Genomic DNA, 25,070 nt, shown 5'->3' with positions numbered 1-25,070 from the left:
ACAGGACATTGAGATTTATTATTCTTTTGTTGGCAAGGTGGACTTGCCCGAATAACCGCCCGACCTATCCGACACAAGAGCTAAGTGCCGGATAGGAACGGCAAAATTTTTTACACTTCTATTACTTCTTTATCACACATCAGTAAAAAGCCAGGGCATGAAACAGCTCATGGCGGGCGGCGGCGTTGCCCTTATCGGCGGTACCCTCGTACCTCTGCTTGCTGGACTGTTCGGTTAAGCGGCGGGGTTAGCCTATGCAGAGCATACTTGACGCGATTAACGAATGGATAAAGGAAATCCTCATTGGAGCCATTAACGGTAATCTGTCAACTATGTTCGGGGACGTAAACGAAAAAGTCGGAACTATCGCCGCAGAGGTAGGCAAGACCCCGCAGGGGTGGAACGCAGGCATATTTTCCATGATACAGAGCTTGTCGGAAAATGTGATTGTACCCATTGCGGGGCTTGTCATTACCTACGTTCTATGCGTGGAGCTTATCAGCATGGTAACGGAAAAGAACAATATGCACGATATTGACACGTTCATGTTCTTTAAGTGGTTTTTCAAGGCGTGGGTAGCGGTGTATCTCGTTACCCACACCTTTACTATCACTATGGCGGTGTTCGATATGGCGCAGCACGTTGTTTCCGGCGCGGCGGGCGTGATCGGCGGCGATACGAATATCGACGTTGACGCCGCCCTCTCGTCCATGCAAGCCGGACTTGACGCTATGGAAATCCCCGAACTGCTTTTGCTCGTTATGGAAACAAGCCTTGTGAGCCTTTGCATGAAAATCATGTCGGTGCTTATCACGGTTATCCTGTACGGCAGAATGATAGAAATTTACCTTTACTGTTCGGTATCGCCTATCCCGTTTGCAACTATGACCAACAGAGAGTGGGGACAGATAGGCAACAACTACTTAAAAGCCCTGTTCGCCCTCGGTTTTCAAGGCTTCCTCATAATGATATGTGTCGGCATTTATGCGGTTTTGGTTGGCAGCATGATTGTAGCGGATAACCTGCACAGCGCAATTTTCTCCCTTGCAGCCTACACCGTGATTTTGTGCTTCTCCCTATTCAAAACAGGCGCACTTGCGAAGTCAATATTTAACGCCCACTAAAGACCGAAAGGAGGTTTTCACTTGGCGTATGTACCCGTACCCAAAGACTTATCAAAAATCAAAACGAAAGTCGCTTTTAATCTGACAAAGCGGCAGATTATATGTTTTGCGGCAGCCCTCGCTATGGGACTACCGCTTTTCTTTTTGCTCAAAGACAGCGCGGGAACAAGCATGGCGGCATTTGCAATGATTGTCGTTATGCTTCCCTGCTTCCTCTTGGCAATGTATGAAAAACACGGGCAGCCCCTTGAAGTCGTGATAAAGAACGTCATTCAGACAAAGTTTATCCGACCAAAGGAACGCCCCTATCAGACGGAAAATTTTTATGCCGTCATAGAAAAACAACGAAAACTGGAAAAGGAGGTATCGGCTATTGTCAATGGCAGAACGAAAAACCATGACTCGCGCGGTAAAAAATCCCGTGAAGCGTAAGCTGACCCGCGCAGAAAAGAAAGAAATCGCCGCCGTGATACAGGCGGCAAAGGGCGACGGGAAGCCCCACACCGCACAACAGACCATTCCCTACTTGCAGATGTACCCGGACGGGATTTGCAGGGTAACGGAAAAGAAATACAGTAAAAGCCTTGTCTTTGAAGATATTAACTATCAGCTTGCACAGGCAGATGATAAGACCGCCATTTTTGAAAACTGGTGCGATTTTCTCAACTACTTTGACGCTTCCGTTTCGGTGCAGCTCTCTTTCATCAATCAAGGCGCAAGAAAGGAAAAGGCACAGGCGGCTATCGAAATTCCGGCGCAGGACGACGCTTTTAACTCTATCCGCAGGGAGTACGCGGATATGCTGAAAAATCAGCTTGAAAAAGGCAACAACGGACTGGAAAAGTGCAAGTACATTACCTTTTCCATTGAAGCGGACAATCTCGCAGCCGCAAAAGCCCGCCTTTCCCGTATCGAAACCGACGTACTCAATAATTTTAAGGTGCTTGGCGTAACAGCCCGCCCCATGAACGGACAGGAACGCTTGAACGTACTGCATGGGATTTTCCACCCGGAGGGCGAGCCGTTCCGCTTCTCTTGGGACTGGCTTGTACCGTCGGGGCTTTCTACAAAGGACTTTATCGCCCCGTCCTCGTTCCGTTTTGGCGACGGCAGGACGTTTCGCATGGGGCGTAAGCTCGGCGCGGTTAGTTTCCTTGAAATCCTCGCGCCGGAGCTGAATGACCGTATGCTTTCGGACATTCTCGACCTTGAAAACGGGATTATCGCCAATCTGCATATCCGCAGTATCGACCAGAGCGAAGCAATCAAGACCATCAAGCGCAAGATAACCGACCTCGACAAGATGAAGATTGAGGAACAGAAAAAGGCGGTACGCAGCGGGTACGACATGGATATAATTCCGTCCGACCTTGCCACCTTTGGCAGCGAAGCAAAGAACCTGTTGCAGGATTTACAGAGCAGAAATGAAAGAATGTTTCTGCTGACGTTCCTTGTGGTAAACATGGCAGACACGAAGCGGAAACTGGATAATGACGTATTCGCTACGGCGGGCTTTGCACAGAAAAATAACTGCGCTCTGACCCGCCTTGACTATTTGCAGGAAGCGGGCTTTATGTCCTCTATCCCTCTTGGAGAGAACCTTATCCCCATTCAAAGAGGATTAACGACCAGCAGCACCGCTATTTTTATCCCGTTCATCACGCAGGAGCTGTTTCAGCGGGGCGCAGCCCTTTACTACGGGCTGAACGCACTTTCTAACAACATGATACTCTGCGACCGCAAGCAACTGAAAAATCCCAACGGGCTTATCCTCGGAACACCGGGAAGCGGTAAATCCTTTGCGGCAAAACGGGAAATGACAAACGCCTTTCTCATTACTGACGACGATATTATTATCTGCGACCCGGAAGCAGAATATTTTTCCCTTGTGCAGCGTTTGGGCGGGCAAGTGATACGCCTGTCGCCTGCCGGAAAAGGCATGGACGGCAAGCCCCAGTATGTGAACCCTATGGATATTAACCTCAACTACTCCGAGGACGACAACCCGCTTGCCTTGAAATCCGACTTTATCCTTTCCCTCTGCGAGCTTGTTATCGGCGGCAAAGAGGGCTTGCAGCCCGTGGAAAAGACCGTCATTGACCGCGCCGTTAGGAATGTGTACCGACCTTTCCTTGCAGAACCCGACCCGGCAAAAATGCCGATTTTGGGCGACCTCTACAACGAACTGCTGAAACAGCCGGAGCCGGAAGCTGCCCGCATTGCGGCGGCATTGGAGCTTTATGTTTCGGGAAGTCTGAATGTCTTTAACCACAGAACGAATGTAGAGCTTTCTAACCGCCTTGTCTGCTTTGATATTAAGCAGCTTGGAAAGCAGCTCAAAAAATTAGGTATGCTCATTGTGCAAGACCAGGTATGGAACCGCGTTACCGTCAACCGCGCAGAGAAAAAAGCAACCCGTTACTATATGGACGAGTTTCATTTGCTTTTGAAAGAGGAACAGACCGCAGCCTATTCCGTGGAGATTTGGAAGCGTTTTCGTAAATGGGGCGGCATACCGACGGCAATCACACAGAACGTCAAAGACCTTTTATCAAGCCGCGAAGTCGAGAATATCTTTGAAAACTCCGATTTTGTCCTCATGCTCAATCAGGCACAGGGCGACCGGGCTATCCTTGCAAAGCAGCTCAATATCTCCCCGCAGCAGATGAAGTATGTGACCCATACCGAAGCGGGCGAGGGGCTTATCTTTTACGGGAATGTGGTACTGCCGTTCATTGACCGCTTCCCGACGGACACCGAGCTTTACCGTCTGCTTACGACAAAGCCGGAGGAAGTGAGCAAGCCATGAAAACGGACGTAATCATCAACCGTGAAGCCCTCTATGCCCTGCGGGAGCTGCCGAGCGAAAGCGTGAACTGCTGCGTCACAAGCCCGCCCTACTATGGACTTAGGGACTACGGGCTTGACGCACAGATTGGACGGGAGGACACGCCGGAGCAGTACATTGACAGGCTTGTAGATGTATTCCGGGAACTGCGCCGGGTACTCAAAGACGACGGGACGTTTTGGCTGAATATCGCAGACACTTACTGCGGCAGCGGCATGAAAGCGGGCTGCAAGCAAAAGGATTTAATCGGTATTCCGTGGCTTCTTGCCTTTGCCCTGCGCTCTGACGGGTGGTATCTGCGGAGTGATATTATCTGGCTGAAAGAAAACCCCATGCCGGAGAGCTGCCGCGACCGACCGAGCCGCTGCTATGAGCATATCTTTTTACTGACGAAATCAAAGAAATACTACTATGACGCTGCCGCCATTGCGGAGCCGATCGCGCCGGGAACGGCTGCGCGGTACCGACAGGGACGCGGCGCAGGACACAAATACGCCGAGGAAGTACCGGGACAGGGCAAGGTGCAGGGTATCAATAAAACCCGCAGCGGCGGCTATTATGACGACGCTCTTATGCCGACCACAAGGAACAAGCGGGACGTTTGGCTTATCAATACCGTACCGTATAAGGGCGGGCATTTTGCCGCCTATCCCCCGAAGCTCGCGGAAACGTGCATACTGGCGGGCTGTCCGAAAGGCGGCGTTGTCCTTGACCCGTTTTTTGGAAGCGGCACCACCGGGCTTGCAGCGAAAAGCCTTGACCGCCGCTATATCGGCATTGAACTGAACGCCGAGTATTGCACCCTTGCAGGGGCGCGGATTGGAGGTGGGAACACTTGAAAGACCCATTAAAGCCCCGTGATAAAATCACGCAGAAAATGACCCGCGACGGGCTTGTAGAAGTAAACGAAACACAGCAGACCGCCGAGCGTATCAGCAAACGGACGCAGGACGCGGATTTTCAGAAATCTCTGGAGCAACAGGCAGCACAGGACGCGGCGCAGCTACAAGGTGCAGCTTCCCCGACTTCTCCCTTGCCCCATGCGCCGGGAGCTGCCCCCAAAGCGGACACGGGCAAAACAGAGCGCGTCATGGAGCATATCGAAGCCGCCCATACCCGCAAAGCGTCTAAAAAAGCGGTACGAAAGGCACAGGCAGAAGCCACCGCCGGGACGAAATCTTCCCGCCTGCACTTTACCGACGAGGAACGCGCTGCCCCGGAGCTTGAAAAGTATATCAAGAAATCCGATAAAGCCGCCGACCGCTTGGATAAGGCAAAGGCAGCTATCCCCAAAGAAAAGAAACTGGTAAAAGAGCGCACCTTTGACGAAACCACCGGGAAAGGCAAGACCCGCCTGCACTTTGAGGAAAAGGACAAGCCGCCCGGATTTAAGGAGAAGCACAACCCGCTATCCCGCCCCACACAGGAAGCCGGGATTTTGGTACATAACAAAATCCATTCTGTCGAAAAGGATAATTCCGGCGTGGAGGGCGCACACAAAACCGAGGAAGCCGCCGAGCGCGGCGTAAAGTTTGGGGCGCGGAAAATCAAACAGGGCTACCGCAGCCATAAGCTCAAACCCTACCGGGAAGCGGCAAAGGCAGAAAAAGCGGCTTTCCGGGCAAATGTGGATTTTCAATATCACAAGACCCTGCATGAGAACCCGCAGCTTACCTCTAACCCCATTTCCCGGTTTTGGCAGAAGCAGAAAATCAAGCGGCAGTATGCAAAGGAAGCCCGCAATACCGCAAAGGGTATCAAGGGCGCGGCAGAACGCACCCGCAAGGCGGCAGCCAAAGCCGCCGAGAAAACGAAACAGACCGCAGCATTTGTGGCAAGGCACCCGGCGGGCGTGGCAATCGCTGTCGGAGTGCTGCTGCTCTTTATCATGGTAATGTCCGGGCTGTCCTCTTGCGGGGCAATGTTTTCCGGCACTCTAAACGGCGTACTTGGAACGTCTTATACGTCCGAGGACAGCAACCTTGTGGAAGTGGAAAATGCCTATGCCGGACTGGAAAGCGGGCTACAAAACGAGATTGACGCTATCGAAAGCACCCACCCCGGCTATGACGAGTACCGCTATGACCTTGCAAATATCGGGCATAACCCACACGAATTAGCGTCCTATCTGACCGCAAAATATCAGACCTACACCCGCGCTGACGTTCAAAGCGAGCTGCAAAGGATTTTCAATCAGCAATACAAGCTGACGCTGACCGAGGAAGTGGAAATACGCTACCGGGAGGAAGAACGCACTGACACATGGACGGACGAGGACGGCAACGAGCATAGCGACACCTACACCGTACAAGTGCCTTATGAGTATTACATCTTGAACGTCAAGCTGACGAATATCCCACTATCCACCATTGCGGAAAACAACCTTACCCCGGAACAACTGGAAATGTACCGGGTGTATTTACAGACAAGCGGGAACAAGCCCCTTATCTTTGGCGGCGGCTCTCCCGACACTTCCGCGTCCGAGGATTTAAGCGGCGTGGACTTTGTAAACGGAACGCGCCCCGGCAATACTGCTATCGTTGACCTTGCAAAGCAGCAAGTCGGAAATGTGGGCGGCTATCCGTATTGGAACTGGTACGGCTTCAATTCCCGCGTGGAATGGTGCGCCTGTTTCGTGTCCTGGTGCTACGGGCAGGTAGGACTTTCCGAGCCGCGCTTTGCCGCTTGCCAGTCGCAGGGTATTCCGTGGTTTACCTCTCACGGGCAATGGGGAGCGCGGGGCTATGAAAACATTGCCCCCGGCGACGCTATCTTTTTTGACTGGGACTTGGACGGCAGCGCAGACCATGTAGGGCTTGTTATCGGCAGGGACGCAAACCGCGTTTATACTGTGGAGGGCAATTCCGGCGACGCCTGCAAGATTAAGAGCTATCCCCTTGACTATGCCTGTATCAAAGGGTACGGGCTGATGAACTGGAACTGACATACAACATATTTGAAAATCGAAAGGAGAAAAATCATTATGGCTATGAGTAAAATTGAAAGAATTGAAAAGGAAATCCAAAAGACCCGTGAGAAAATCACGGAGTATCAGAACAGGCTGCGCGGACTGGAAGCACAGAAAACCGAAGCGGAAAATCTGCAAATCGTTCAGCTTGTGCGCTCTATGCGCCTTACCCCGCAGGAGCTTACCGCCATGCTTGCGGGCGGCGGTATTCCGGGCATTGCCCCTATCCCCGCAGACTATGAGGAACAGGAGGAAACCGAGAATGAAGAATAAAATCCTTGCAAGCATTACCGCACTTTGCGCCACCCTTGTCCTTGTGGGCGGCTTTTCTGTTACCGCCTATGCACAGACGCCAACGGAAGAAACCGACGACAGCGGCGTAATCGTGGAAACCGAGCCACAGCCACTTACCCCGGAGGGCAACATGACCCTTGTGGACGACATCGACGGGGACGCTGCCGAGGATAAGCAGTTTATCATCGTGAAAAGCAAAGGCGGCAACTATTTTTACATTATCGTTGACCGGGCTGCCGAGGGCGAAAATTCCGTCCACTTCTTAAATCAAGTAGACGAAAGCGACCTTATGGCGATTATCGGGGAGGAACAGACCGAGCAGCCCCCGTCTGTCTGCAACTGTACCGAGAAATGCAAGGCGGGCGAAGTAAACACCGCCTGCCCCGTCTGCTCTGTCAACATGGATAGCTGCACAGGCAAGGAAGCCGCGCCGGAGGAACCCACCGAGCAGGAGCAGCCCCAAAACGGCATGGGCGGGCTTTTGATTTTCCTTGTTGTGGGCTTGCTTGGCGGCGGCGCAGCCCTCTACTACTTTAAGTTTATGAAACCAAAACAGAGCGTGAAAGGCAGCACCGACCTTGACGAGTTTGATTTTGACGAATACGACGAGGACGAGCCGGAGGAAGAAACTGACATCGCAGACACCGAACAGGAGGACGAGGAAGAATGAAACTTGTGATTTGTGAGAAACCCAGCGTCGGGGCGGCGGTTGCCGCCGCCCTTGGCGTAAGGGAAAAGAAAGACGGATATATCGAGGGGAACGGTTATGTTATCTCTTGGTGTATCGGGCATTTGGTAGGACTTGCGGAAGCTGCCGCCTATGGGGAACAGTACAAAAAGTGGAGCTATGACAGCTTACCCATTCTGCCGCAGGAATGGCAGTACACCGTAGCTGCCGACAAGGGAAAGCAATTCAAAATCTTAAAAGACCTCATGCGCCGCGCCGACGTTTCCGAGGTTGTCAACGCCTGCGACGCAGGGCGCGAGGGCGAGCTGATTTTCCGCTTTGTCTATCATCAAGCGGGCTGCAAGAAGCCCTTTACCCGTCTTTGGATTTCCTCAATGGAAAACGAAGCAATCCGAAGCGGCTTTGACAATCTGAAGGACGGGCGGGAATACGACGCCCTCTACCATTCCGCATTATGCAGGGCAAAGGCTGACTGGCTTATCGGGATTAACGCGACCCGCCTTTTCTCCTGCCTGTATGGAAAGACCTTGAACGTGGGGCGTGTGCAGACCCCGACCCTCAAAATGCTTGTAGACCGGGACGCTGCCATTACAGGTTTTCAGAAAGAAACCTACTACCATGTGCGCCTTACTCTCCCTGGCGCAGAAGCGGCAAGCGCGAAGATCTGCGCCGCTGATGAAGCAAGCGAACTGAAAGCGGCCTGCGAAGCGTCGGCGGCTGTCTGTACTTCCCTTGTGAAAGAAAAGAAAACCATTGCCCCGCCGAAGCTCTTTGACCTTACCAGTTTACAGCGGGAAGCAAACCGTATTTACGGGTACACCGCGAAGCAGACCCTTGACCTGGCGCAAGCCCTCTATGAAAAGAAGCTCTTGACCTATCCGAGAACGGACAGCGCATTTCTGACCGACGACATGGGAGAAACAGCGACGGGCATTATCAAGGTGCTTTGTGAGAAACTTTCCTTTATGGAGGGCGCGGATTTTTCGCCGGAGATTGCAAAGGTGCTGAACAGCAAAAAGGTATCAGACCACCACGCAATCATTCCCACTATGGAGCTTGCAAAGGCTGACCTTACCACGCTGCCGGAAAGCGAGCGCAATATCCTTACCCTTGCCGGGGCGCGTCTGCTTATGGCGACCGCCGAGCCGTACAGTTTTGAAGCGGTAACGGCGGTTTTCTCCTGCGCCGACCATGAATTTACGGCAAAGGGAAAGGCGGTAATCGCTGCCGGGTGGAAAGAGATTGAACGGCTTTACCGGGTGACCCTCAAAAAGAAGCCGGACAGCGACGACGAAAACGAACTTGTTTTAGATGTGCCGGACTTTACCGAGGGACAGACCTTTGAAAACCCTGCTGCAAAGGTTACGGAGCATGAAACGACGCCGCCGAAGCCCCACAATGAAGCGTCCTTACTTTCTGCTATGGAACGCGCCGGGAATGGGGACACTGACCCGGACGCAGAACGCCGGGGGCTTGGTACGCCTGCCACCCGCGCCGCTGTCATTGAAAAGTTAGTAAAAGGCGGCTTTATCGAGCGCAAGGGCAAGCAGCTACTTCCCACCAAAGACGGCACAAACCTTGTCTGCGTCCTGCCGGACAGCTTAACTTCTCCGCAGCTTACGGCTGCATGGGAAAACAATCTGACGCAGATTGCAAAGGGTAACGCTGACCCTGCCGCTTTCATGCAGGGTATCGAAGCAATGACGCAGGAGCTTGTAAAAACCTATGCTTCCGTGTTGGGTGAGAAACAAGAGCTTTTCAAGACAGAAAAAACAGAGCTTGGGAAGTGTCCCCGCTGCAAGTCCCCGGTCTATGAGGGAAAGAAAAACTACTACTGTTCCAACAAAGAGTGCGGCTTTACCATGTGGAAAAATGACCGCTTCTTTGAGGAACGAAAAACCGCCTTTACCCCGAAGATTGCCGCAGCACTTCTTAAATCCGGCAAGGCAACAGTTAAAAAACTGTACTCTCCGAAAACGGGCAAAACCTACGACGGAACGGTACTTTTAGCCGACACGGGCGGTAAATATGTGAATTACAAAGTAACCATTTCAAAGAACAAACAACTGGAATAGCAAGCATAGGAAGCGGGTACCCACTTCCGTAAATCCCCGTTGCGACGCTGACGCGCCGGACGGGGATTTTGCTTGTTGGGAAGTTTCCCAAACCCTCTTTTGCGGAGGGCTTCACCCTCTAAAAATTTTCAAAAATATTTGGCAGAAATGCGGGCGTACCCGTAGTAGACCATGCAGCCAAAAAATGCAGCTTATGACGCTGCCGCAGAGAAAGGAGGTTTTTCACTATGGCAAGTTTACGGGACACCGTAAAGGACTATCAAGACGAGCTTAGGGACGGTATCGCATGGGTGGCGTTCTGGAAACAGGGGCGTTCATGGAACGCGGAATATTTTCATCTTGATATGGACGATACGCTCTACCCGGAGGACAGGAGCCGGTTAGAGGAAATAAAAAGCATTGACCCCGCCGCCGTTATCTTAAACGGCTACTATTGCGGGCATTTAGGCGAGGACATGAGCCTTGACGAGCTGACCGCCGGAGTGCGTTACCACTACGAAAACAGCATGAACGACATTGACGGTTTTATCGGAGCGCATGACGACAGGCTTCCCCCGGAGGTTATCGAGGAAGCGAGGGCAGCCGCCCATGAAGCGGGGCTTCCCTTTTCCGAAAAGCCCTACCGGGACGGGGAGGATTTTAACCCCTATGTATTTGACGGGAGCATGAGCATTGAGGATTTTGAGCTTATGCACCGCATGATTGAAAAAGAAAGGAGCGAACAAATGGCAGAACCGATTTTAAGCGGCTATCTTTCCAATCTTGGGAAGTACACCGAGGGCAGACCCGCGGGCGAATGGGTGACATTCCCCACGACTGCCGAACATCTGAAAGAAGTCTTTGACCGTATCGGGATTGACTTCAAGCACTATGAGGAATGGCATTTCACAGAATTTCAATCCACTATCCCCGGCTTGACGGAGCATTTAAGCGAGTATTCCCACCCCGACGAGCTGAACTATTTAGGGAAGCTCTTGGAAATGCAGTTTGACGACGACCGGGAGAAATTCATTGCAGCCATTGAATACGGCGACCATGCCGACAGCTTACAGGACATTATCAACCTTGCACAGAACCTTGACTGCTACTGGATTTATCCGTCCGTCCACAATGAAGAAGAATACGGGCGTTATCTGGTTGATGAACTGGAAGAACCGGAACTTCCCGAAGAAGCGAAAAAGTATTTCATGTATGAGGAATACGGGCGGGACGCTTCCATTAACGACGACGGTATGTTTACCGAAAAGGGCTATATCTACAACAACCGCAACACCTTTACAGAATGGTACGACGGGCGCGACGTGCCGGAGGAATACCGGGTAACGCCGCAGCCCCCGCAGCCGGAAAGACCCGACCCGTCAAAGGTAGAAATGGACGCAGCCGCGCCGGGGCAGAGAACGGCGCAGACCGCAGAGCAGCCACAGGAGCCGCGCCCGGTTATCCCTATCGTGCTGACGAGCGAGAAGCCCGCCGAAAAGCTCAAAGAGATTACCGACCGTCTGGAACAGGGTATTGCGGAACTCTTTGACAGCGAGCGTTACCGGGAATATCTGAAAGTCATGTCAAAATTCCATAATTACAGCTTCCGAAACACCGTCCTTATCGCCATGCAGAAGCCGGACGCTTCCCTTGTGGCGGGCTTTTCCGCTTGGAAGAACAACTTTGAACGAAACGTGATGAAAGGGCAAAAGGGAATTAAAATCATTGCTCCGTCACCCTATAAAATCAAACAGGAAATGCAGAAAATCGACCCGCACACGCAGAAGCCCGTTATCGGCAAGGACGGGAAGCCCGTCACCGAGGAAAAGGAAGTCACCATACCCGCCTACAAGGTGGTATCCGTCTTTGACGTTTCCCAGACCGAGGGAAAGGAGCTGCCGGACATTGCGGTTGACGAGCTGACAGGCGACGTTGACCGCTACAAGGATTTTTTCGCAGCCCTTGAAAAGACTTCCCCCGTTCCTATCGCCTTTGAGAATATCGAGGGCGGCTCTCATGGCTACTACCACTTGGAGGACAAGCGCATTGCTATCAACGAGGGCATGAGCGAATTACAGACCTTAAAGACCGCTATTCACGAAATCGCCCATGCGAAGCTGCACGACATTGACCTCAACGCGCCAAAGGACGAGCAGCAGCCCCACGTTGACCGCCGCACCCGCGAAGTCGAAGCGGAAAGCGTCGCCTATACTGTCTGCCAACATTACGGGCTTGACACGTCGGACTACTCTTTCGGCTATGTCGCCGGGTGGAGCAGCGGGCGGGAGCTGTCCGAGCTGAAAAGCTCCCTTGAAACGATACGCAGCGCAGCCGCCGAGATTATCAATTCCATAGACGAGAACTTAGCGGAGCTGCAAAAGGCACAGGACAAGGAGCAGACCGCCGGACAGGAGCAGCCCACCAGAGAGGGACAGGAAGCCGCGCCGGAGAAGCCGGATCCGGAAGCAGCCGCACCGGGAAAATCCGGCGCACAGGAAAAAGCGGGCGCAGCCCCGAAAGAAGCCTTTACCCCGGAAACGATTTACAGAGTGCGCCGGAACCCTTACAGCGACAGCCGGGAAAACAGCTACCTCTTGCAAGCCTATGTGACACAGGAGAACGGGCGGGCGAAAATGGGCGACGTGCTTTATACGGGAACGCCGGAGAAATGCCGCGAGCTTATGGGGCAGCTCAAAAGCGGCGAGCTGACCGAGGGCGACGTGAAGCAGCTTTACGCAAAGGCACAGGAAACGGCGCAGACCGCCGGACAGGACAAAGACACCTTTTCCATTTACCAGATAAAGGGCGGGGACGAAACAAGGGATTTCCGCTTTGAGCCATACGACCGCCTGCAGGCGGCGGGAAATGTGGTTGACAGGGCGAACTATGAGCTTGTCTATTCCGCGCCCCTTGCGCCGGAAACTTCCCTTGAAGATATTTACACCTGTTTCAATATCGACCACCCCAAAGATTTTAAGGGACACAGCCTTTCCGTTTCCGACGTGGTAGTGCTTCATCAGGACGGACAGGACGCGGCGCATTTCGTTGACAGTGTAGGTTTTCGGGAAGTGCCGGAGTTTTTACAGGAGCAAAAGCAGCTTACCCCGGACGACTTGGAAACGGGCGAAACTGTCAAGACACCGAGGGGGACTTTCCATGTGACCGCCATGAGCCGGGAGCAGATAGAAGCCGCCGGATATGGCTTTCACCACCAGTCGGACGACGGAAAGTATCTGATTATGGGGAATGGGACGCGGGCGTTTGCCGTTGCCGCAGAACAGGCGCAGCGGGACAATCCCTTGAAAACCGCCGAGCAGACCACAGAGCAGAACGGGAACATGATTGACGGTATCATCAACAACACCCCCACCGTTGACGAACTGGAAGCAAAGGTAAAGGCGGGCGAGCAGATTTCCCTTGTTGACCTGGCTAACGCTGTCAAAGCCGACAAGGAGCGCGGCAAGGGAGCGAAGCCGGAAAAGAAACCCTCTATCCGGGCGCAGCTTAGAGCCGACAAGGAAAAGGCACAGAAGAAAAACGCAAAGCAGAAGTCACAGGACTTGGAAAGGAGCTGACCCATGCCGGAACAGAGCAAATTTGAAAACATGGATTTGTTTGCTTCCCTTGAAGCGATTATGAAGCAGAACACAGGCTTTTACCAGAGCGACTTAGACATTGACAAAGAGATTATCGCAAAGGCGGCGGCAAGCCCCCACAGGGAGGACAAAACACTTTTGTGGTTCTGCCGCCCGTCCGGGACGCACTGTTTCCGGGAGCGCGACGTTTTCCTCAAAGACACCGCGCCCCACAACACATGGCGTTTCTACATGGAGCAGACAAGCGACCGCGTTCTTGCCTATGCAATCGAGCTGACGGGAAAGGAGCGCGGGAAAATCAAGGGCAATCTGTACGAACTGGACTACTCTAAACATTATGAGCGCGTCAAGGAAAAGGAGCTGCCCGCCGATACGGTGAAGCTGATTTATGAGCATGGGGAAAGGGTACAGGAAGCCGGGAGATATTTTGACGGAACCCCAGACCCGCAGCTTGGGAAATTTGAACGCTTTGAAGCCGTACCCAACGACCCGGACGCGCTGCAATCGCTCTTACAGGAAGAACGGCGCAGCCGGGAGCAGCTTTCGCCGGGGGATTTCAAGGCGCATATTGCCGCTTTGCGGGACGGGCTGATTGAAACGGAAGCGCGGCGCATTGTGCGGGAAATGAAGCGGCATTACGAGCCGAACAGCCCGAACAAGACCCATTTCATGGCAGAGCTTTCCCCGGCGTTCATGCGGCTTGCAGCCACAAAGGACACTGACCGCCTTTTCTCCATGCTGCCCTACAAGACCCTTTCCTTTTCCAAAATCGAGGGCAGACATGGGACGTATGCGCTGATTGACAAGGGGGAGAACCGGGACAGGGAGATAAGGAAGCCCCGCCCCTCTATCCGGGCGCAGCTTAAAGCAGACAAGGCAAAGACCGCCCCGAAAAAGGCGGCGGCAAAAACAAAAAATCACGATATGGAGGTATGAGCATGATTAGACTGACTGTTGAAGAAACAAACCTTTTGAGCATTTACAACGAGGGCGGCAAGCGGGCTTTGATTGAGAATGTCAACGCCGCGCTGCCCTACATGGACGCGGATATGCGGGAGCTTGCAAAGCGCACCCTTTCCAAAGTGGACGCTTTGACCGAAGCGGAATTTGCAGAGCTTCCCATTTACGCCGCTGATGAAGTATGAACGGGGTTAAGCGGCTGACGCCGCCCCAGAGCCGGAAAGTCAACGCCCTTGTGCGCCGGACGTGCTGCAATTATGATAACGGGAACTGTATCTTACTGGACGACGGGGACGAGTGCGTATGTCCGCAGCTCATTTCCTATTCGCTTCTCTGCAAGTGGTTCCGGGTTGCGGTGCTTCCCGCCGACAGGCTGCTTTATGCGGAGCTTTACCAGACAGGGGATAAGAAGAAATGTACCGAGTGCGGCGCGTTCTTTGCGTCAACCTCTAACAGTGTCAAATACTGCCCCGTCTGCCGGAAACGTATCACCCGCAGACAAGCCGCCGAGCGCATGAGGAAAAGACGCGCCCCTGTTACGCAGTAGGCGCGGAAAATCCCTTGATTTACAGGGCTTTCCGGGCGTGAAAATCGGATAGGCGATACTTTATACCTTTACCCCCAAAAATGGCGTTCTACTGCGTAACATTCACGAAAACAGCACCCATAAAAAGACAGGGCGCGGAAGTCATATACTGGCTTCCGCGCCCTGTTCTTTTTTTGCCTATCTGACATTTCCCTTTTCCATTTCTTCAAGCGGGAACTGCGGGAGGGCTTCTATCAGCTTCTTTGTGATGGACTGGCGCATATCTTCGTTGATTTCCTGTTTCGTGCTTCCGTCCGGCTGTCTGACCGCTACCGTCGATAGCCTGTCGATTTCGTCCTTGTAGCACTCCACGACTTTCTCCACCGCCCATTTTTCCCCGGCAACGGCGGCGCGTATGGTTTCATATTCCGGCATTTTCTGGTTTTCCATGCTCAACGCTCCTCTGCTTTTTGATAGCCCTATCATAGCACAGCGGCGGGGATTTTGCTATCCTTATCCGCGCTCTGTTCCCTTTTCCCGTTCCGGCTGCCTGTCTGCCTGTAAAATGCTGTCAATGTTCTGCTTGATAATATCGTATTCCCGGACTTTCTTTTTCAGCTTCCCATAGTCGGCATAAAGGGCTTCTTTCTGCGCTTGGAGGGCTTCATATTCCGATTGCAGCGCGGCAAGGTTCGGGAGCTTTGCAATGCCCGCCGCTTTCAGCGACCTTGCGGCGGCTTCATGTAGGATAATCGCCTGTTCCTGTCCGGCGCGGTACTTCTCCCTGTTCCTTGCCTTGCGGTATGCGTCATAGACGGGCTTTGTCTTTTGGTAGGTGGAAACATTCTTGATAAGCACCGCCATGTCCGCAAGCCGCTTTTCCGCGTCCTTCAATGCGTCTGCCGCCTGTCCGCTTTCCGCTGCCATTTCTTCAATCCGGCTGACTAAATCCGCGTACTGTTCAATCTTATGTTCCGTCAAGAAATTCATGGTCTTTGCTGCCTGTTTCAGATTGTGGATTTTCGCCCACTGTTCATAGCCCTTACTCTGCGCCGCCTTGATACTGTTCTCAATGTCGATAAGCAGCGAAACGCCGCGCTGCTCTCTGGGGGCTTTCGCCGCCTTTGCCCGTCTGCCCGCTATCCGTTCCCTTATGGCTTCCTCTGTATAATCCGCGCCGAGGGTTTTAAGACGGGTGAAGCGTTCCTGTCCGGGGGCGCGGCATGACACATATTTCCCCGGCTTTATCTCATAGCCCGCCGCCTGTAACCGCTGCAACAATTCCTCAAAACTGGAAACTTGGGGGATAAGCGCGTCAACGGCAATCTTTAGCTTGCCTTTCCAACTTGTACCCGTCTTTTCTGCCTGGTACTCCGCATAGCTCTTTCCCTTGCTGCCCTTGCCGGGAACGACGACGGACAAGCCATTTTCCCGACACAGCTTGTCGCTCATGTTCCGTATGCCGTAATAGCTCCTTTTGTTGGAATTATATTTGCGGTGGTCTACGAAATTTACGGCGCAGAAAATAATGTGATTGTGGACGTGTCCTTTGTCAATGTGCGTCGTGAGTACATATTCATGCTGCCCCTTTGTTACCGCGTCGGCAAGCTGCTTTCCGATTTCATGGGCTTTCTGATAATCGACTTCCCCCGGCTCAAAGGACTGTATCAGATGAAAGGCTAAATTGTTCCCCTTTTGGAGTGCTTGGGACAAGGTATATTCAAATTCAATATCTGCCGTTTCATAGGAGCAGCCGAAAGAGGACACAAGCATTTTTCCGTCCGTCTTGTCCGGGTTTTCGATATAGTCAAGGGCTTTGCTTAGAGTGCTTTTAATAGGCTTAATCTTTGTAACCGCCATATCTCCGCAAGCACCCCCTTTATTTCCTCTATGTCCTCTTGGTATGCGTTCCCCGTCGCGTTTACGCGGCGTGCTATCTGGTTGACGTTGACACCGATTTTCTGTATCTCTGCGGTCATTGCCTTTATATCGGCATGGTCTATCTGAATGATATACCCGTCAATGGCAATCTTCCGCAGATATGCCGCCATGTTCCGGGTGGGTACGAGCTTCATTTTTTCCAGTATTAAATCCCGTTCCGCTTCCGTCACTCTGAATTTGATTTGCACCGTTCTTTTGCGTCCGTTCATGTATTCGCTCCTTTCCTTTCCGTTCCGAGGGTTTGGGACACTTCCCAACAAGCAATTTTCAACCGACGCGCCGCAGCGCGGGAGGGGAAAATACGGAAGTGGGTACCCGCTTCCTATGCTTGCTACGAATGTTTTTATCCCTTATGCCTTACTACGGAGCTATGCCCGGTTTTGCCAAACTTCCGCAAAAGAAAAACGCTGCAATCCTCAAAAAAAGATTACAACGCTCTCTAAACCTTATTCAATTCTGACGGACACTTCTTATCTGCCCTCTGTTTCGACTTCCGCTATCTCCTTTGCCGTTGCGCTCACAATCCGTATGCCTGTATCGCTCATACCGTCAAGAAGCGCGTCAAGCTGCCGCCGCTGCGTGTTCTTCTCTGGCGGCGTTTCCAAAAGAAACTGGTCTACGGATATATTGTAGCGGAGCATAAGCTCAAAGAAAATCTGTAAACTTGGGTGCTGCCCCTTGTTCTCAATGTTCGCAAGGTAGCGCGGCGAGATAAACATTTCGTCGCTCACTTTCTTGCGGCTCTCCTTGCGCCCTGTCCGCGCCGCCTTTATCGCTGCCCCAAAAGCCTTGAAATCGTATTTCGGTACTGGTCTTTTTGCCATAGTTATTCACCCTGTTACATTTTACTGTTCCCCTTTCTTCTTGGATATGTCTACACAATTCAATCAGTTAGCCAAAATAATTCATATGTATATGTTGACAATTAGCCGCTTTTTTTGTATAGTATTATTAAAATGGGGAAATGTTTATGTTACATAGCATGCGTATTCGATAAGCATTGAAATCAAAAAAGATTTTTCCCATTTTCAATATGGGCTTTTTTGTCATGCTTATTTTGCGTATGCTATACAACAAAACTAACGATGTATAGACATAGTATAAAAACTATGCCTTAATTTTGTTGTAGTGTTATATGTATAAATGCAGGTCAATGCTCATGTTGAGAATTGACCTGTATTTTTTTGCACAAAAGGAGAAATATTATGCTTGAAAAATATTGGATAAAATGTCCAATTTGTAACGGAAAGACGAGGGTTCAAGTATTTTATAATACGGTATTAAGAAATTTTCCTCTTTTCTGCCCTAAATGTAAATTAACACATATCATTGATGTTGAAAAATTAGAAATCATAATCAAAAACTCTGAAAAACAAAAGGAAGGATATTAAATGAAACACTTACCTAAAAGTACACTTACGGAAATATTGAATGACCCATACGGATTTACTTACAAAGAAATGTCGGAAGTAATTGGAGAGGATAAAGCAAGAGCCTTATATGCGGAATTGTATAAACAGCCATTTCACAAAAAAAATCTATCAATATCAACAAAAAAAGTCTATAAAAGTAGCGATACTGAAAAGTATGTTTATGAATTGAAAGACAACAGGTATATCGAAACGGTTTTTATTAAACGGCGAGATGGTGGGACTGTTTGCGTAAGTACGCAAGTTGGTTGTTCTGTTGGCTGTATTTTTTGTGAGTCCGGACGCAATGGTTTCGTTCGTAATCTAACACCATCTGAAATTGTGCAACAGGTCATATTGATACGTCAAAAAGTAAATCGTATCGTTTTTATGGGAATGGGAGAACCTTTATTCAATTACGACAACTTGATTGCAGCAATCCATATTCTTCGAGATAGAAATGGACTTAACTTTCCAACCGACGGCATTACCGTATCAACAGTTGGTCCAGTTAATCAATTAAAAAAATTGCGCGAAGAACATCTAAAAATTCAGTTGACAATATCTTTACATGCAGCAACACAGGCTGCGAGAAACTGCATCATTCCTCATATGCACATGTACGCTATTGAAGATGTTGTTAAGCAAGCATTGTCCTATTCACAAAGGCATAATCGAAAAGTGGTATTTGCGTATTTGCTTTTACCAGGTATAAATGACCGTTCCTCAGATATAAGGCAACTTGCAAAATGGTTTAAGGGCAAAAATGTTATGATTAACGTGCTGCAATACAACCCGACGAGTAATTCAAAAATTAGAGCACCACAAAAACAAGAAATGGTTGCGTTCAAACATCAATTAGAGCAAACAGGACTTGAAGTTACCATGAGAGTTTCTCATGGTAGAGAGATTAAAGCAGCTTGTGGACAGTTAGCTAATACATATAATAAAGCCAAAAAACAACAAAAATAATTTAATTAAAAGAGCCAGACGCACAGACGCAGAGCCGATAATATGCAGTTTGAAATACTGCTGTTATCGGCTCTTTTTTGATTTAATTTGTGCCCCCAATAACCATATTGGAGCAAAATCAGAACTGTTGCTTGTCGTTCTTTGATTTCCGCAGCAGCTTTGAAAAACCAAAGCCGCCGTTTCTTTTTATCTTCTAATGAAATGACGCGGTATCACTGTTAAAAGCGGCGGCTAAAAGGAGGTAGCCGCCATGAAGCACATACCATATCGACAAAATCCGACGGTCATTGACACATCAAAAAAAGCCCGACCACCGCCGGGGAAAACTACGTCTATCAATATGAACTGTCTAATCATCTGAATACCGCTTACAATACCTATACGTCTGTCCGGGCTTTTCGGACAGGCGTATTTTGCTGCTCAAAATATTTTTTGAAAAAAATCCGAAAATCTTCGGCGTTTTTTTCAAAAGGCAGTATTGCCCCGCGAAAAGGGGGAAGCACCACCAACTTTCCAACGAGAAAGGGGGTGAGAATGTGGAACCTAATCGCAGGGAGTTTATAAAACAGTGCGCTTTCCAGAAGTTTTGTAATACGGTACTGCACAATGAAGCGTGTGACGCTCACAAAGAGCTGCACAGGCATAAGGCAAGGGAGATTACCTTTTCCGACTTGACCTTAGAAGAAGCGCGGCAGCTTCATACCTTTGATGAATATTTCAAAGGGGAAATCGCCTTTGAAAGAGCCGGGAAGAAAATCACGCCGAAGCTGCTTCTTGAAGCAATCCGTACTTTGCCGGAAGAAAAGCGCAAAGCCGTACTCCTGTACTATTTCGAGGGAATGAACGACACCGAGATTGCGGAGCTGTTCGATACGTCGAGAAGCACGATACAGTACAGGCGGACAAGCTCTTTTGAGCTGCTAAAAAAATATCTGGAGGAAAATGCTGATGAATGGGACGAATGGTAACGAACCCGGCTACCCGGAAAAAGCCCTTGTTCCCTATCCTGTCATTTTGGCAGCGACAAAGGGCGACCCGGACGCCATGAAGATTGTCTTGCAGCATTTCAGCGGCTACATAGCCCGCCTTTCCATGCGGAAGCTGTACGACGAGCGCGGGAACGTCTATTTCGGCGTAGACCACGACATTCGGGAACGGCTGCAAGCAAAACTGATGATGGCTGTCCTCACCTTTAGGACAGAGGAATAACCGAAGCGGCGGCGGGACGCTTTCTCTAACCCCCTTTTCCGTTCCGCTGCTGACGCGGGCAGCACAGCCATTTTGAACCTTGAAAAAGAAAGCGGCGCAAGATAACGGCGGCGCAGCATAGGGCAAATCGGATACGTTCCTTTTGCGCCGAGCCATACGGCGGGTGCGCCATAACGCTATCCCGGTGGGAGTATTCCCGCCCGGATAGCCGAGCGACCAACACCGCGCCGGAAAGCAAGCATAGCGGCTTGCGGGCGACGACACGCAGAATATACAATGATACTTCCTTACAGCCACAGTCCGAGCGTTAAGAGCGTCGCAGGCAATGGGTAGGGCTGCATGAGAACCATGCGGGGGTGCAATTCCCATGAGGTTATGCTGATAACCGTCCGATTAAAGCCTTTGATTTATTGAATAGTGGACTTGCTGCTATTCATAGACTGTATTATATGTTTGCGAAAGAAAGGGGGATTTTCTTTGACGCAAAACCAAACGCCCGTTACCACAACGGAGCATAAAATCGGAAAAGTTACTTACCTTGTATGTTCGTCCGCAAGTGAACGCGCAACGGACACATTGGATAAAAAGATAAAGAAGCTCATTCGCAAAGACATGGAGCTGAACCCCGCAAACGCCCGGAAATAGGGCGTTTCTTCACATTTTATACATGACACAGGCAGCGGTATGTGGTATAATATAGACAGTACAAATACCATGCTTGTCTGTCGTCGGAAAGGAGGACAAAATGTTACAGACAGACAAGATTACCGCTTTATATTGCAGATTGAGCCAGGAAGATATGCAAGCCGGGGAAAGCGAGAGCATACAGAACCAAAAGCTGATTTTACAAAAGTACGCTGATGAACACCACTTTTTCAACACGCGCTTTTTCGTAGACGACGGATTTTCCGGCGTGAGCTTTGAGCGTGAGGGGCTTCAAGCCATGCTGCATGAGGTTGAAGCCGGGAATGTGGCGACCGTCATAACAAAAGACCTTTCCCGTCTGGGACGTAATTATCTGAAAACCGGGGAGCTGATAGAGATTGTCTTTCCCGAATACGAAGTACGCTACATTGCCATTAACGACGGTGTAGACACAGCAAGGGAAGATAACGAGTTTACCCCTCTGCGGAACTGGTTTAATGAGTTTTACGCCCGCGACACCTCAAAGAAAATCCGGGCTGTCAAACAGGCAAAGGCACAGAAAGGCGAGCGCGTCAACGGCGAAGCCCCTTACGGCTACCTTATCGACCCGGATAACCGCAATCATCTGATACCCGACCCGGAAACGGCGCACGTTGTAAAACAGATTTTTGCAATGTATGTACGGGGCGACCGTATGTGTGAAATCCAGAACTGGCTGCGGGACAATGAGATATTGACCGTCGGGGAACTGCGCTACCGCAGGACAGGAAGCAAACGCCACCCCCGCCCACAGCTCAACGCATGGTACAACTGGCCCGACAAGACGCTGTACGACATTCTGACAAGGAAAGAGTATTTAGGGCATACCATAACCGGGAAAACCTACAAGGTATCTTATAAGTCGAAAAAGACGAAAAAGAACCCGGAGGAAAAAAGGTATTTCTTCCCCAACACTCACGAACCTTTGATTGATGAAGAAACCTTTGAACTTGCACAGAAGCGGATTGCCACCCGGCAACGCCCGACAAAGGTTGATGAAATTGACCTGTTTTCCGGGCTGCTCTTTTGTGGGGACTGCGGCTACAAAATGTATGCAGTACGCGGAGCCGGGACGCTTGAACGGAAACACGCCTACACTTGCGGCAACTACCGCAACCGGGCAAGAAATGATATGCTCTGCACTACGCATTATATCCGCAAAAGCGTATTGAAAGAACTTGTCCTTGCAGACTTGCAGCGAGTAACGTCTTATGTGAAAGAGCATGAACAGGAGTTTATCGAAACCGCCAACGAGTGCAGCGCAAAGGCAGTACAAAAGACGCTGACACAGCAGCGGAAAGAACTTGACAAGGCGCAGAACCGTATTAACGAGCTGAACATCTTATTCCGCAAGCTCTACGAGGACAACGCTTTAGGGAAACTTTCAGATGAACAATTTGCTTTTCTGACTTCCGGCTATGATGAAGAAAAAAAGACGCTGACCCGGAGGATTGCGGAGCTGTCACAGGAAATCGACAACGCCACCGAGCGCAGCGCGGACGTAAAAAGGTTTGTCGCACTGGTACGCAGATACACAGCGATTGAAGAACTGACCTACGAAAACGTCCATGAATTTATTGACCGTATTCTTATTCACGAACTGGATAAGGAAACGAACACCCGCAAAATCGAAATCTTTTATAGCTTTGTCGGCAGAGTTGATACAGGCGACAAGCCTACTGAAAGTATCTCCTATTTCAGACAGATAGGAGCCGACGTAAAGAGTTATGCTATCTAACATACATCAAAAAGAGGTAAGATAACACCCTCTGCAAAAAAGGTATCGTTATCTTACCTCAACAAAATTGGAACCTGTGAAGCCGTCGTCGATCCTGACGGCATATTCCCGAAGCTCCGGGCGGGTTCGGATGAAATTCCGCAGCAGCTCCCGCTGTCCGATAATGCTGTTGGATTCCTCTTTATCCCCGTCGTCCCTCGACAATCGGAGGTAAAGCGTGGCGTTCCAGATTTTTGTTTCCTTGCTGTTTTGCATATTGCCAGCTCCTTTCCTCCAAAATTGTACCTGCATAGTGCATAACTGTCGAGGATGTCGCGGGGTCAGCCCTTCGTGCGGATATATGCTTCCAGTCTGTCCTCCAACGAAATATCCGTATCGGCAAAGCTGACCCTGACCACATATTTTCCGTGCCGGTAGCAGTAGGGATTGCCGATCTGACGGATGAAATCCAGAATACGCTCCCGCTTGGGAAGCGCCGTGTTGACCTTCACGTCGCGGATGTCCACCAGCGCCGCAGGGTCAACGGCGCGAATATCTATGTCGGATGCCGTATATGCGTCCATGCCATACCTCCTTGCCTGGGTTATTTCATGGTTATGACTGGATAAAGAAATGTATGATTCCGGTGTAACCGGCAGCGTGGACTTCATTACGGAGCCTCCATTTCTTCCGGGATATAGAGGCCGAGGCTGATTTGGAGGGCTTCATTGACGCCGTCCATCTGTTTGCGGTTGACGCGCCCGATATAGCGCACCACGCGGCGTTTGTCGATGGTTTTGATCTGCTCCAGAAGAACGACGGATGCACCGTCCATGCCCTTCACGGAGGAAAGCAGATAGTGCGTGGGCTGATGTGGTTTCTTGCCTCTGCGGGCGGTCAGAGGGGCTACAATGAGGGTCGGGCAATAGAAGTTGCCGGTGTTGTTTTGCAGCAGAAGAACAGGGCGTGTGCCGCCCTGTTCTGAGCCGATATAGGGATTTAAGTTCGCCAGATAGATATCGCCGCGGCGATATGTCCAGTTCTCCTTCAAGGGCAAGGACTCCTTTCTGTTTTGGTATGTACAGCCCTAATTTGTCCTCGACACCCCAGAGCCGTGGGAAATCATCAGGCGGCGGCTGGTTGCACCGCTCCATGGGATTTGAACCCCTCCGAGGATCGCTCCGAGCTGCCCCCATTGCGTGAAGAAGCTGTGGCTGGACAGAAGTATCGTTAGCCCTGCATACGGTCATGGCCGGATTGGGAACCACCCGATTTTTGCAGTCGGTTTTATCGCTCGTTCACGAAAGCTGCGCTGATTGAATGTTGTCCGCGCTCGTGAAGGTCGTGGCGCACCGCTGTGCTGGCTTGTGCTCTCGCACATATGCAGGAATGTACCTGATGAATGACTATGAACTTTTCAAGGAACAGTCAGCTTTCGCTGTGATTCTATTTTAAGAAATCTGCACTCTGAATGGAACGTACCATTGGGAACATCACTAACACCAATGGGAACACGGCCTATAACTTTGCTTGGAAGTGCTCCAAGTCTTCAATCAGATGCTGTATGTTTTCTTTCAGATGGGCAGCATCCAGAACTTCGTGGCACTTGCCCAGAATCAGGTAATCCAGAGACGTCCCAAATATCTCAGAGAGCTGAATCAGCAAATCGACAGAGCAGCCCTTTTTACCGGATTCGATGCGGCTGATGTAGCCGTGGGAGACATTCAGCAGTTCAGCCAATTCTATCTGGTCGAGTTTCTTCGCTAGGCGCAGCTCACGAATCCGCGCTCCGCTGGCCTTCGTGTTGTAATACATAAAAACCTCCGTGAATTTGAAATGTGGGAATTTCAAATCCACGGAGGCGGAGAACGGCAATGAAGCCCTAAAGGCGCAGAAAAGCCCGCAGCATGATTGCTGCGGGCAGAATGGGGCGATATGAAGTTGTGGTGGGGCGGCGCATCCGGAAGAGGCCGCAGAGCATACGGGGCGCTTACAACCGCGCTCCGTAAAAATGAAAATAAGAGTTCCGGCAGGAGCCATGCCCCTGCCGGCATACAGCCGCCCATAAAGACCACCCGTC

The 25,070-nt window shown here is 50.8% G+C and carries 26 protein-coding genes and 1 pseudogene; 19 read left to right on the top strand and 8 right to left on the bottom strand.

Going from position 1 to position 25,070, the window contains the following annotated elements; genetic code table 11:
- Nucleotides 1-145: 145 nt before the first annotated feature.
- The 13 genes and pseudogenes from LKD37_RS17615 to LKD37_RS12620 all read left to right on the top strand — a co-directional run.
- Nucleotides 146-238: pseudogene (locus LKD37_RS17615) on the top strand (Maff2 family mobile element protein); the annotation flags it as partial.
- Between the two features lie 16 nt (nucleotides 239-254).
- The gene (locus LKD37_RS12675; RefSeq protein ID WP_302685552.1) at nucleotides 255-1,124 is read left to right on the top strand and encodes a VirB6/TrbL-like conjugal transfer protein, CD1112 family; all 870 of its coding nucleotides are present in this window, start codon (nucleotides 255-257) and stop codon (nucleotides 1,122-1,124) included.
- Nucleotides 1,125-1,145: 21 nt separating this feature from the next.
- Nucleotides 1,146-1,556 carry a PrgI family protein gene (locus LKD37_RS12670; RefSeq protein WP_177821249.1) on the top strand — a complete coding sequence of 137 codons (411 nt, stop codon included), beginning with the start codon at nucleotides 1,146-1,148 and terminating at the stop codon, nucleotides 1,554-1,556.
- Entirely contained in the window at nucleotides 1,504-3,933 is a 2,430-nt protein-coding gene (locus LKD37_RS12665; RefSeq protein WP_302685553.1) for a VirB4-like conjugal transfer ATPase, CD1110 family, read from the top strand. The genes LKD37_RS12670 and LKD37_RS12665 overlap by 53 nt, the downstream gene beginning before the upstream one ends.
- Entirely contained in the window at nucleotides 3,930-4,811 is an 882-nt protein-coding gene (locus LKD37_RS12660) for a DNA-methyltransferase (protein WP_302685554.1), read from the top strand. Before LKD37_RS12665 ends, LKD37_RS12660 begins: the two co-directional genes overlap by 4 nt.
- A 38-nt stretch (nucleotides 4,812-4,849) precedes the next feature.
- Complete coding sequence (locus tag LKD37_RS12655; protein ID WP_302685574.1) at nucleotides 4,850-6,916, top strand: CHAP domain-containing protein; 2,067 nt, start codon at nucleotides 4,850-4,852, stop codon at nucleotides 6,914-6,916.
- 39 nt (nucleotides 6,917-6,955) lie between these two features.
- On the top strand, nucleotides 6,956-7,213 hold the full coding sequence (locus tag LKD37_RS12650) for a DUF4315 family protein (RefSeq protein ID WP_069986850.1): 258 nt from the start codon (nucleotides 6,956-6,958) through the stop codon (nucleotides 7,211-7,213).
- Nucleotides 7,203-7,904 carry a DUF4366 domain-containing protein gene (locus tag LKD37_RS12645; RefSeq protein WP_302685555.1) on the top strand — a complete coding sequence of 234 codons (702 nt, stop codon included), beginning with the start codon at nucleotides 7,203-7,205 and terminating at the stop codon, nucleotides 7,902-7,904. The genes LKD37_RS12650 and LKD37_RS12645 overlap by 11 nt, the downstream gene beginning before the upstream one ends.
- Entirely contained in the window at nucleotides 7,901-9,997 is a 2,097-nt protein-coding gene (locus tag LKD37_RS12640; protein ID WP_302929544.1) for a DNA topoisomerase 3, read from the top strand. Before LKD37_RS12645 ends, LKD37_RS12640 begins: the two co-directional genes overlap by 4 nt.
- Before the next feature lie 227 nt (nucleotides 9,998-10,224).
- The gene (locus LKD37_RS12635) at nucleotides 10,225-13,551 is read left to right on the top strand and encodes an antirestriction protein ArdA (protein WP_006859298.1); all 3,327 of its coding nucleotides are present in this window, start codon (nucleotides 10,225-10,227) and stop codon (nucleotides 13,549-13,551) included.
- Nucleotides 13,552-13,554: 3 nt separating this feature from the next.
- Nucleotides 13,555-14,508: a hypothetical protein gene (locus tag LKD37_RS12630; protein ID WP_002585090.1), complete on the top strand. Its 954-nt coding sequence runs from the start codon at nucleotides 13,555-13,557 to the stop codon at nucleotides 14,506-14,508.
- 2 nt (nucleotides 14,509-14,510) lie between these two features.
- The gene (locus tag LKD37_RS12625; protein ID WP_002569181.1) at nucleotides 14,511-14,717 is read left to right on the top strand and encodes a transposon-transfer assisting family protein; all 207 of its coding nucleotides are present in this window, start codon (nucleotides 14,511-14,513) and stop codon (nucleotides 14,715-14,717) included.
- Nucleotides 14,714-15,079, top strand: coding sequence for a cysteine-rich VLP domain-containing protein (locus LKD37_RS12620; RefSeq protein ID WP_002585089.1), 366 nt, complete (start codon nucleotides 14,714-14,716; stop codon nucleotides 15,077-15,079). Before LKD37_RS12625 ends, LKD37_RS12620 begins: the two co-directional genes overlap by 4 nt.
- A gap of 177 nt (nucleotides 15,080-15,256) precedes the next feature.
- Here the strand turns inward: LKD37_RS12620 and LKD37_RS12615 are convergent, their stop codons facing one another.
- From LKD37_RS12615 to LKD37_RS12600, 4 genes are all read right to left on the bottom strand, one after another.
- Entirely contained in the window at nucleotides 15,257-15,508 is a 252-nt protein-coding gene (locus LKD37_RS12615; protein WP_002585088.1) for a helix-turn-helix domain-containing protein, read from the bottom strand.
- 63 nt (nucleotides 15,509-15,571) lie between these two features.
- A complete protein-coding gene (locus LKD37_RS12610; protein ID WP_002585087.1) occupies nucleotides 15,572-16,918 on the bottom strand; it encodes a relaxase/mobilization nuclease domain-containing protein in 1,347 nt (448 codons plus the stop codon).
- Nucleotides 16,879-17,208 (bottom strand): plasmid mobilization protein, encoded by a 330-nt coding sequence (locus tag LKD37_RS12605; RefSeq protein ID WP_002585086.1) that lies wholly within the window; start codon nucleotides 17,206-17,208, stop codon nucleotides 16,879-16,881. The genes LKD37_RS12610 and LKD37_RS12605 overlap by 40 nt, the downstream gene beginning before the upstream one ends.
- A gap of 261 nt (nucleotides 17,209-17,469) precedes the next feature.
- A complete protein-coding gene (locus LKD37_RS12600) occupies nucleotides 17,470-17,823 on the bottom strand; it encodes a helix-turn-helix transcriptional regulator (RefSeq protein WP_004607969.1) in 354 nt (117 codons plus the stop codon).
- A gap of 381 nt (nucleotides 17,824-18,204) precedes the next feature.
- Here LKD37_RS12600 and LKD37_RS12595 point away from each other — a divergent pair, with 381 nt between their 5' ends.
- The 6 genes from LKD37_RS12595 (at nucleotide 18,205) to LKD37_RS12570 (ending at nucleotide 23,011) form a co-directional block, all read left to right on the top strand.
- Nucleotides 18,205-18,390, top strand: a complete 186-nt coding sequence (locus tag LKD37_RS12595) for a cysteine-rich KTR domain-containing protein (RefSeq protein WP_004607970.1) — start codon at nucleotides 18,205-18,207, stop codon at nucleotides 18,388-18,390.
- Nucleotides 18,391-19,380: a 23S rRNA (adenine(2503)-C(2))-methyltransferase RlmN gene (gene rlmN / locus LKD37_RS12590; RefSeq protein WP_004607971.1), complete on the top strand. Its 990-nt coding sequence runs from the start codon at nucleotides 18,391-18,393 to the stop codon at nucleotides 19,378-19,380.
- Between the two features lie 536 nt (nucleotides 19,381-19,916).
- Nucleotides 19,917-20,348, top strand: a complete 432-nt coding sequence (locus LKD37_RS12585) for an RNA polymerase sigma factor (RefSeq protein ID WP_009255547.1) — start codon at nucleotides 19,917-19,919, stop codon at nucleotides 20,346-20,348.
- Nucleotides 20,329-20,589 carry a helix-turn-helix domain-containing protein gene (locus LKD37_RS12580; RefSeq protein WP_302929543.1) on the top strand — a complete coding sequence of 87 codons (261 nt, stop codon included), beginning with the start codon at nucleotides 20,329-20,331 and terminating at the stop codon, nucleotides 20,587-20,589. Before LKD37_RS12585 ends, LKD37_RS12580 begins: the two co-directional genes overlap by 20 nt.
- Before the next feature lie 417 nt (nucleotides 20,590-21,006).
- A complete protein-coding gene (locus tag LKD37_RS12575) occupies nucleotides 21,007-21,234 on the top strand; it encodes a TnpW family protein (RefSeq protein ID WP_004607973.1) in 228 nt (75 codons plus the stop codon).
- 100 nt (nucleotides 21,235-21,334) lie between these two features.
- Complete coding sequence (locus tag LKD37_RS12570) at nucleotides 21,335-23,011, top strand: recombinase family protein (RefSeq protein ID WP_002569190.1); 1,677 nt, start codon at nucleotides 21,335-21,337, stop codon at nucleotides 23,009-23,011.
- A 48-nt stretch (nucleotides 23,012-23,059) separates the two neighbouring features.
- Here LKD37_RS12570 and LKD37_RS12565 read toward each other — a convergent pair whose 3' ends face one another.
- The 4 genes from LKD37_RS12565 to LKD37_RS12550 all read right to left on the bottom strand — a co-directional run.
- On the bottom strand, nucleotides 23,060-23,266 hold the full coding sequence (locus LKD37_RS12565; protein ID WP_302929542.1) for a recombinase family protein: 207 nt from the start codon (nucleotides 23,264-23,266) through the stop codon (nucleotides 23,060-23,062).
- A gap of 65 nt (nucleotides 23,267-23,331) precedes the next feature.
- On the bottom strand, nucleotides 23,332-23,574 hold the full coding sequence (locus LKD37_RS12560; protein WP_302929541.1) for a DUF6870 family protein: 243 nt from the start codon (nucleotides 23,572-23,574) through the stop codon (nucleotides 23,332-23,334).
- 86 nt (nucleotides 23,575-23,660) lie between these two features.
- The gene (locus tag LKD37_RS12555; RefSeq protein ID WP_302929540.1) at nucleotides 23,661-24,041 is read right to left on the bottom strand and encodes a type II toxin-antitoxin system PemK/MazF family toxin; all 381 of its coding nucleotides are present in this window, start codon (nucleotides 24,039-24,041) and stop codon (nucleotides 23,661-23,663) included.
- A gap of 467 nt (nucleotides 24,042-24,508) precedes the next feature.
- Nucleotides 24,509-25,070, bottom strand: a 562-nt coding sequence (locus tag LKD37_RS12550) for a helix-turn-helix domain-containing protein (RefSeq protein ID WP_302929539.1), incomplete at its 5' end; no start/stop codon positions are given.

It is taken from the genome of Brotocaccenecus cirricatena (assembly GCF_020687045.1).
GTDB lineage: Bacteria > Bacillota > Clostridia > Oscillospirales > Oscillospiraceae > Vescimonas > Vescimonas cirricatena.
The sequence above is the reverse complement of the archived record's forward strand: the minus strand, read 5'-3'. Positions and strand labels throughout refer to the sequence as shown.

Bases quoted from the DNA above. Each gene is read 5' to 3' on its own strand.
- LKD37_RS12620 (WP_002585089.1), top strand. From the start codon at position 14,714: ATGAACGGGGTTAAGCGGCTGACGCCGCCCCAGAGCCGGAAAGTCAAC.
- LKD37_RS12565 (WP_302929542.1), bottom strand. From the start codon at position 23,266: ATGCAAAACAGCAAGGAAACAAAAATCTGGAACGCCACGCTTTACCTC.
- LKD37_RS12605 (WP_002585086.1), bottom strand. From the start codon at position 17,208: ATGAACGGACGCAAAAGAACGGTGCAAATCAAATTCAGAGTGACGGAA.
- LKD37_RS12650 (WP_069986850.1), top strand. From the start codon at position 6,956: ATGGCTATGAGTAAAATTGAAAGAATTGAAAAGGAAATCCAAAAGACC.
- LKD37_RS12580 (WP_302929543.1), top strand. From the start codon at position 20,329: ATGAATGGGACGAATGGTAACGAACCCGGCTACCCGGAAAAAGCCCTT.
- LKD37_RS12665 (WP_302685553.1), top strand. From the start codon at position 1,504: ATGGCAGAACGAAAAACCATGACTCGCGCGGTAAAAAATCCCGTGAAG.
- LKD37_RS12655 (WP_302685574.1), top strand. From the start codon at position 4,850: ATGACCCGCGACGGGCTTGTAGAAGTAAACGAAACACAGCAGACCGCC.
- LKD37_RS12600 (WP_004607969.1), bottom strand. From the start codon at position 17,823: ATGGCAAAAAGACCAGTACCGAAATACGATTTCAAGGCTTTTGGGGCA.
- LKD37_RS12660 (WP_302685554.1), top strand. From the start codon at position 3,930: ATGAAAACGGACGTAATCATCAACCGTGAAGCCCTCTATGCCCTGCGG.
- rlmN (WP_004607971.1), top strand. From the start codon at position 18,391: ATGAAACACTTACCTAAAAGTACACTTACGGAAATATTGAATGACCCA.
- LKD37_RS12625 (WP_002569181.1), top strand. From the start codon at position 14,511: ATGATTAGACTGACTGTTGAAGAAACAAACCTTTTGAGCATTTACAAC.
- LKD37_RS12615 (WP_002585088.1), bottom strand. From the start codon at position 15,508: ATGGAAAACCAGAAAATGCCGGAATATGAAACCATACGCGCCGCCGTT.
- LKD37_RS12675 (WP_302685552.1), top strand. From the start codon at position 255: ATGCAGAGCATACTTGACGCGATTAACGAATGGATAAAGGAAATCCTC.
- LKD37_RS12595 (WP_004607970.1), top strand. From the start codon at position 18,205: ATGCTTGAAAAATATTGGATAAAATGTCCAATTTGTAACGGAAAGACG.
- LKD37_RS12610 (WP_002585087.1), bottom strand. From the start codon at position 16,918: ATGGCGGTTACAAAGATTAAGCCTATTAAAAGCACTCTAAGCAAAGCC.
- LKD37_RS12635 (WP_006859298.1), top strand. From the start codon at position 10,225: ATGGCAAGTTTACGGGACACCGTAAAGGACTATCAAGACGAGCTTAGG.
- LKD37_RS12630 (WP_002585090.1), top strand. From the start codon at position 13,555: ATGCCGGAACAGAGCAAATTTGAAAACATGGATTTGTTTGCTTCCCTT.
- LKD37_RS12640 (WP_302929544.1), top strand. From the start codon at position 7,901: ATGAAACTTGTGATTTGTGAGAAACCCAGCGTCGGGGCGGCGGTTGCC.
- LKD37_RS12645 (WP_302685555.1), top strand. From the start codon at position 7,203: ATGAAGAATAAAATCCTTGCAAGCATTACCGCACTTTGCGCCACCCTT.
- LKD37_RS12560 (WP_302929541.1), bottom strand. From the start codon at position 23,574: ATGGACGCATATACGGCATCCGACATAGATATTCGCGCCGTTGACCCT.
- LKD37_RS12570 (WP_002569190.1), top strand. From the start codon at position 21,335: ATGTTACAGACAGACAAGATTACCGCTTTATATTGCAGATTGAGCCAG.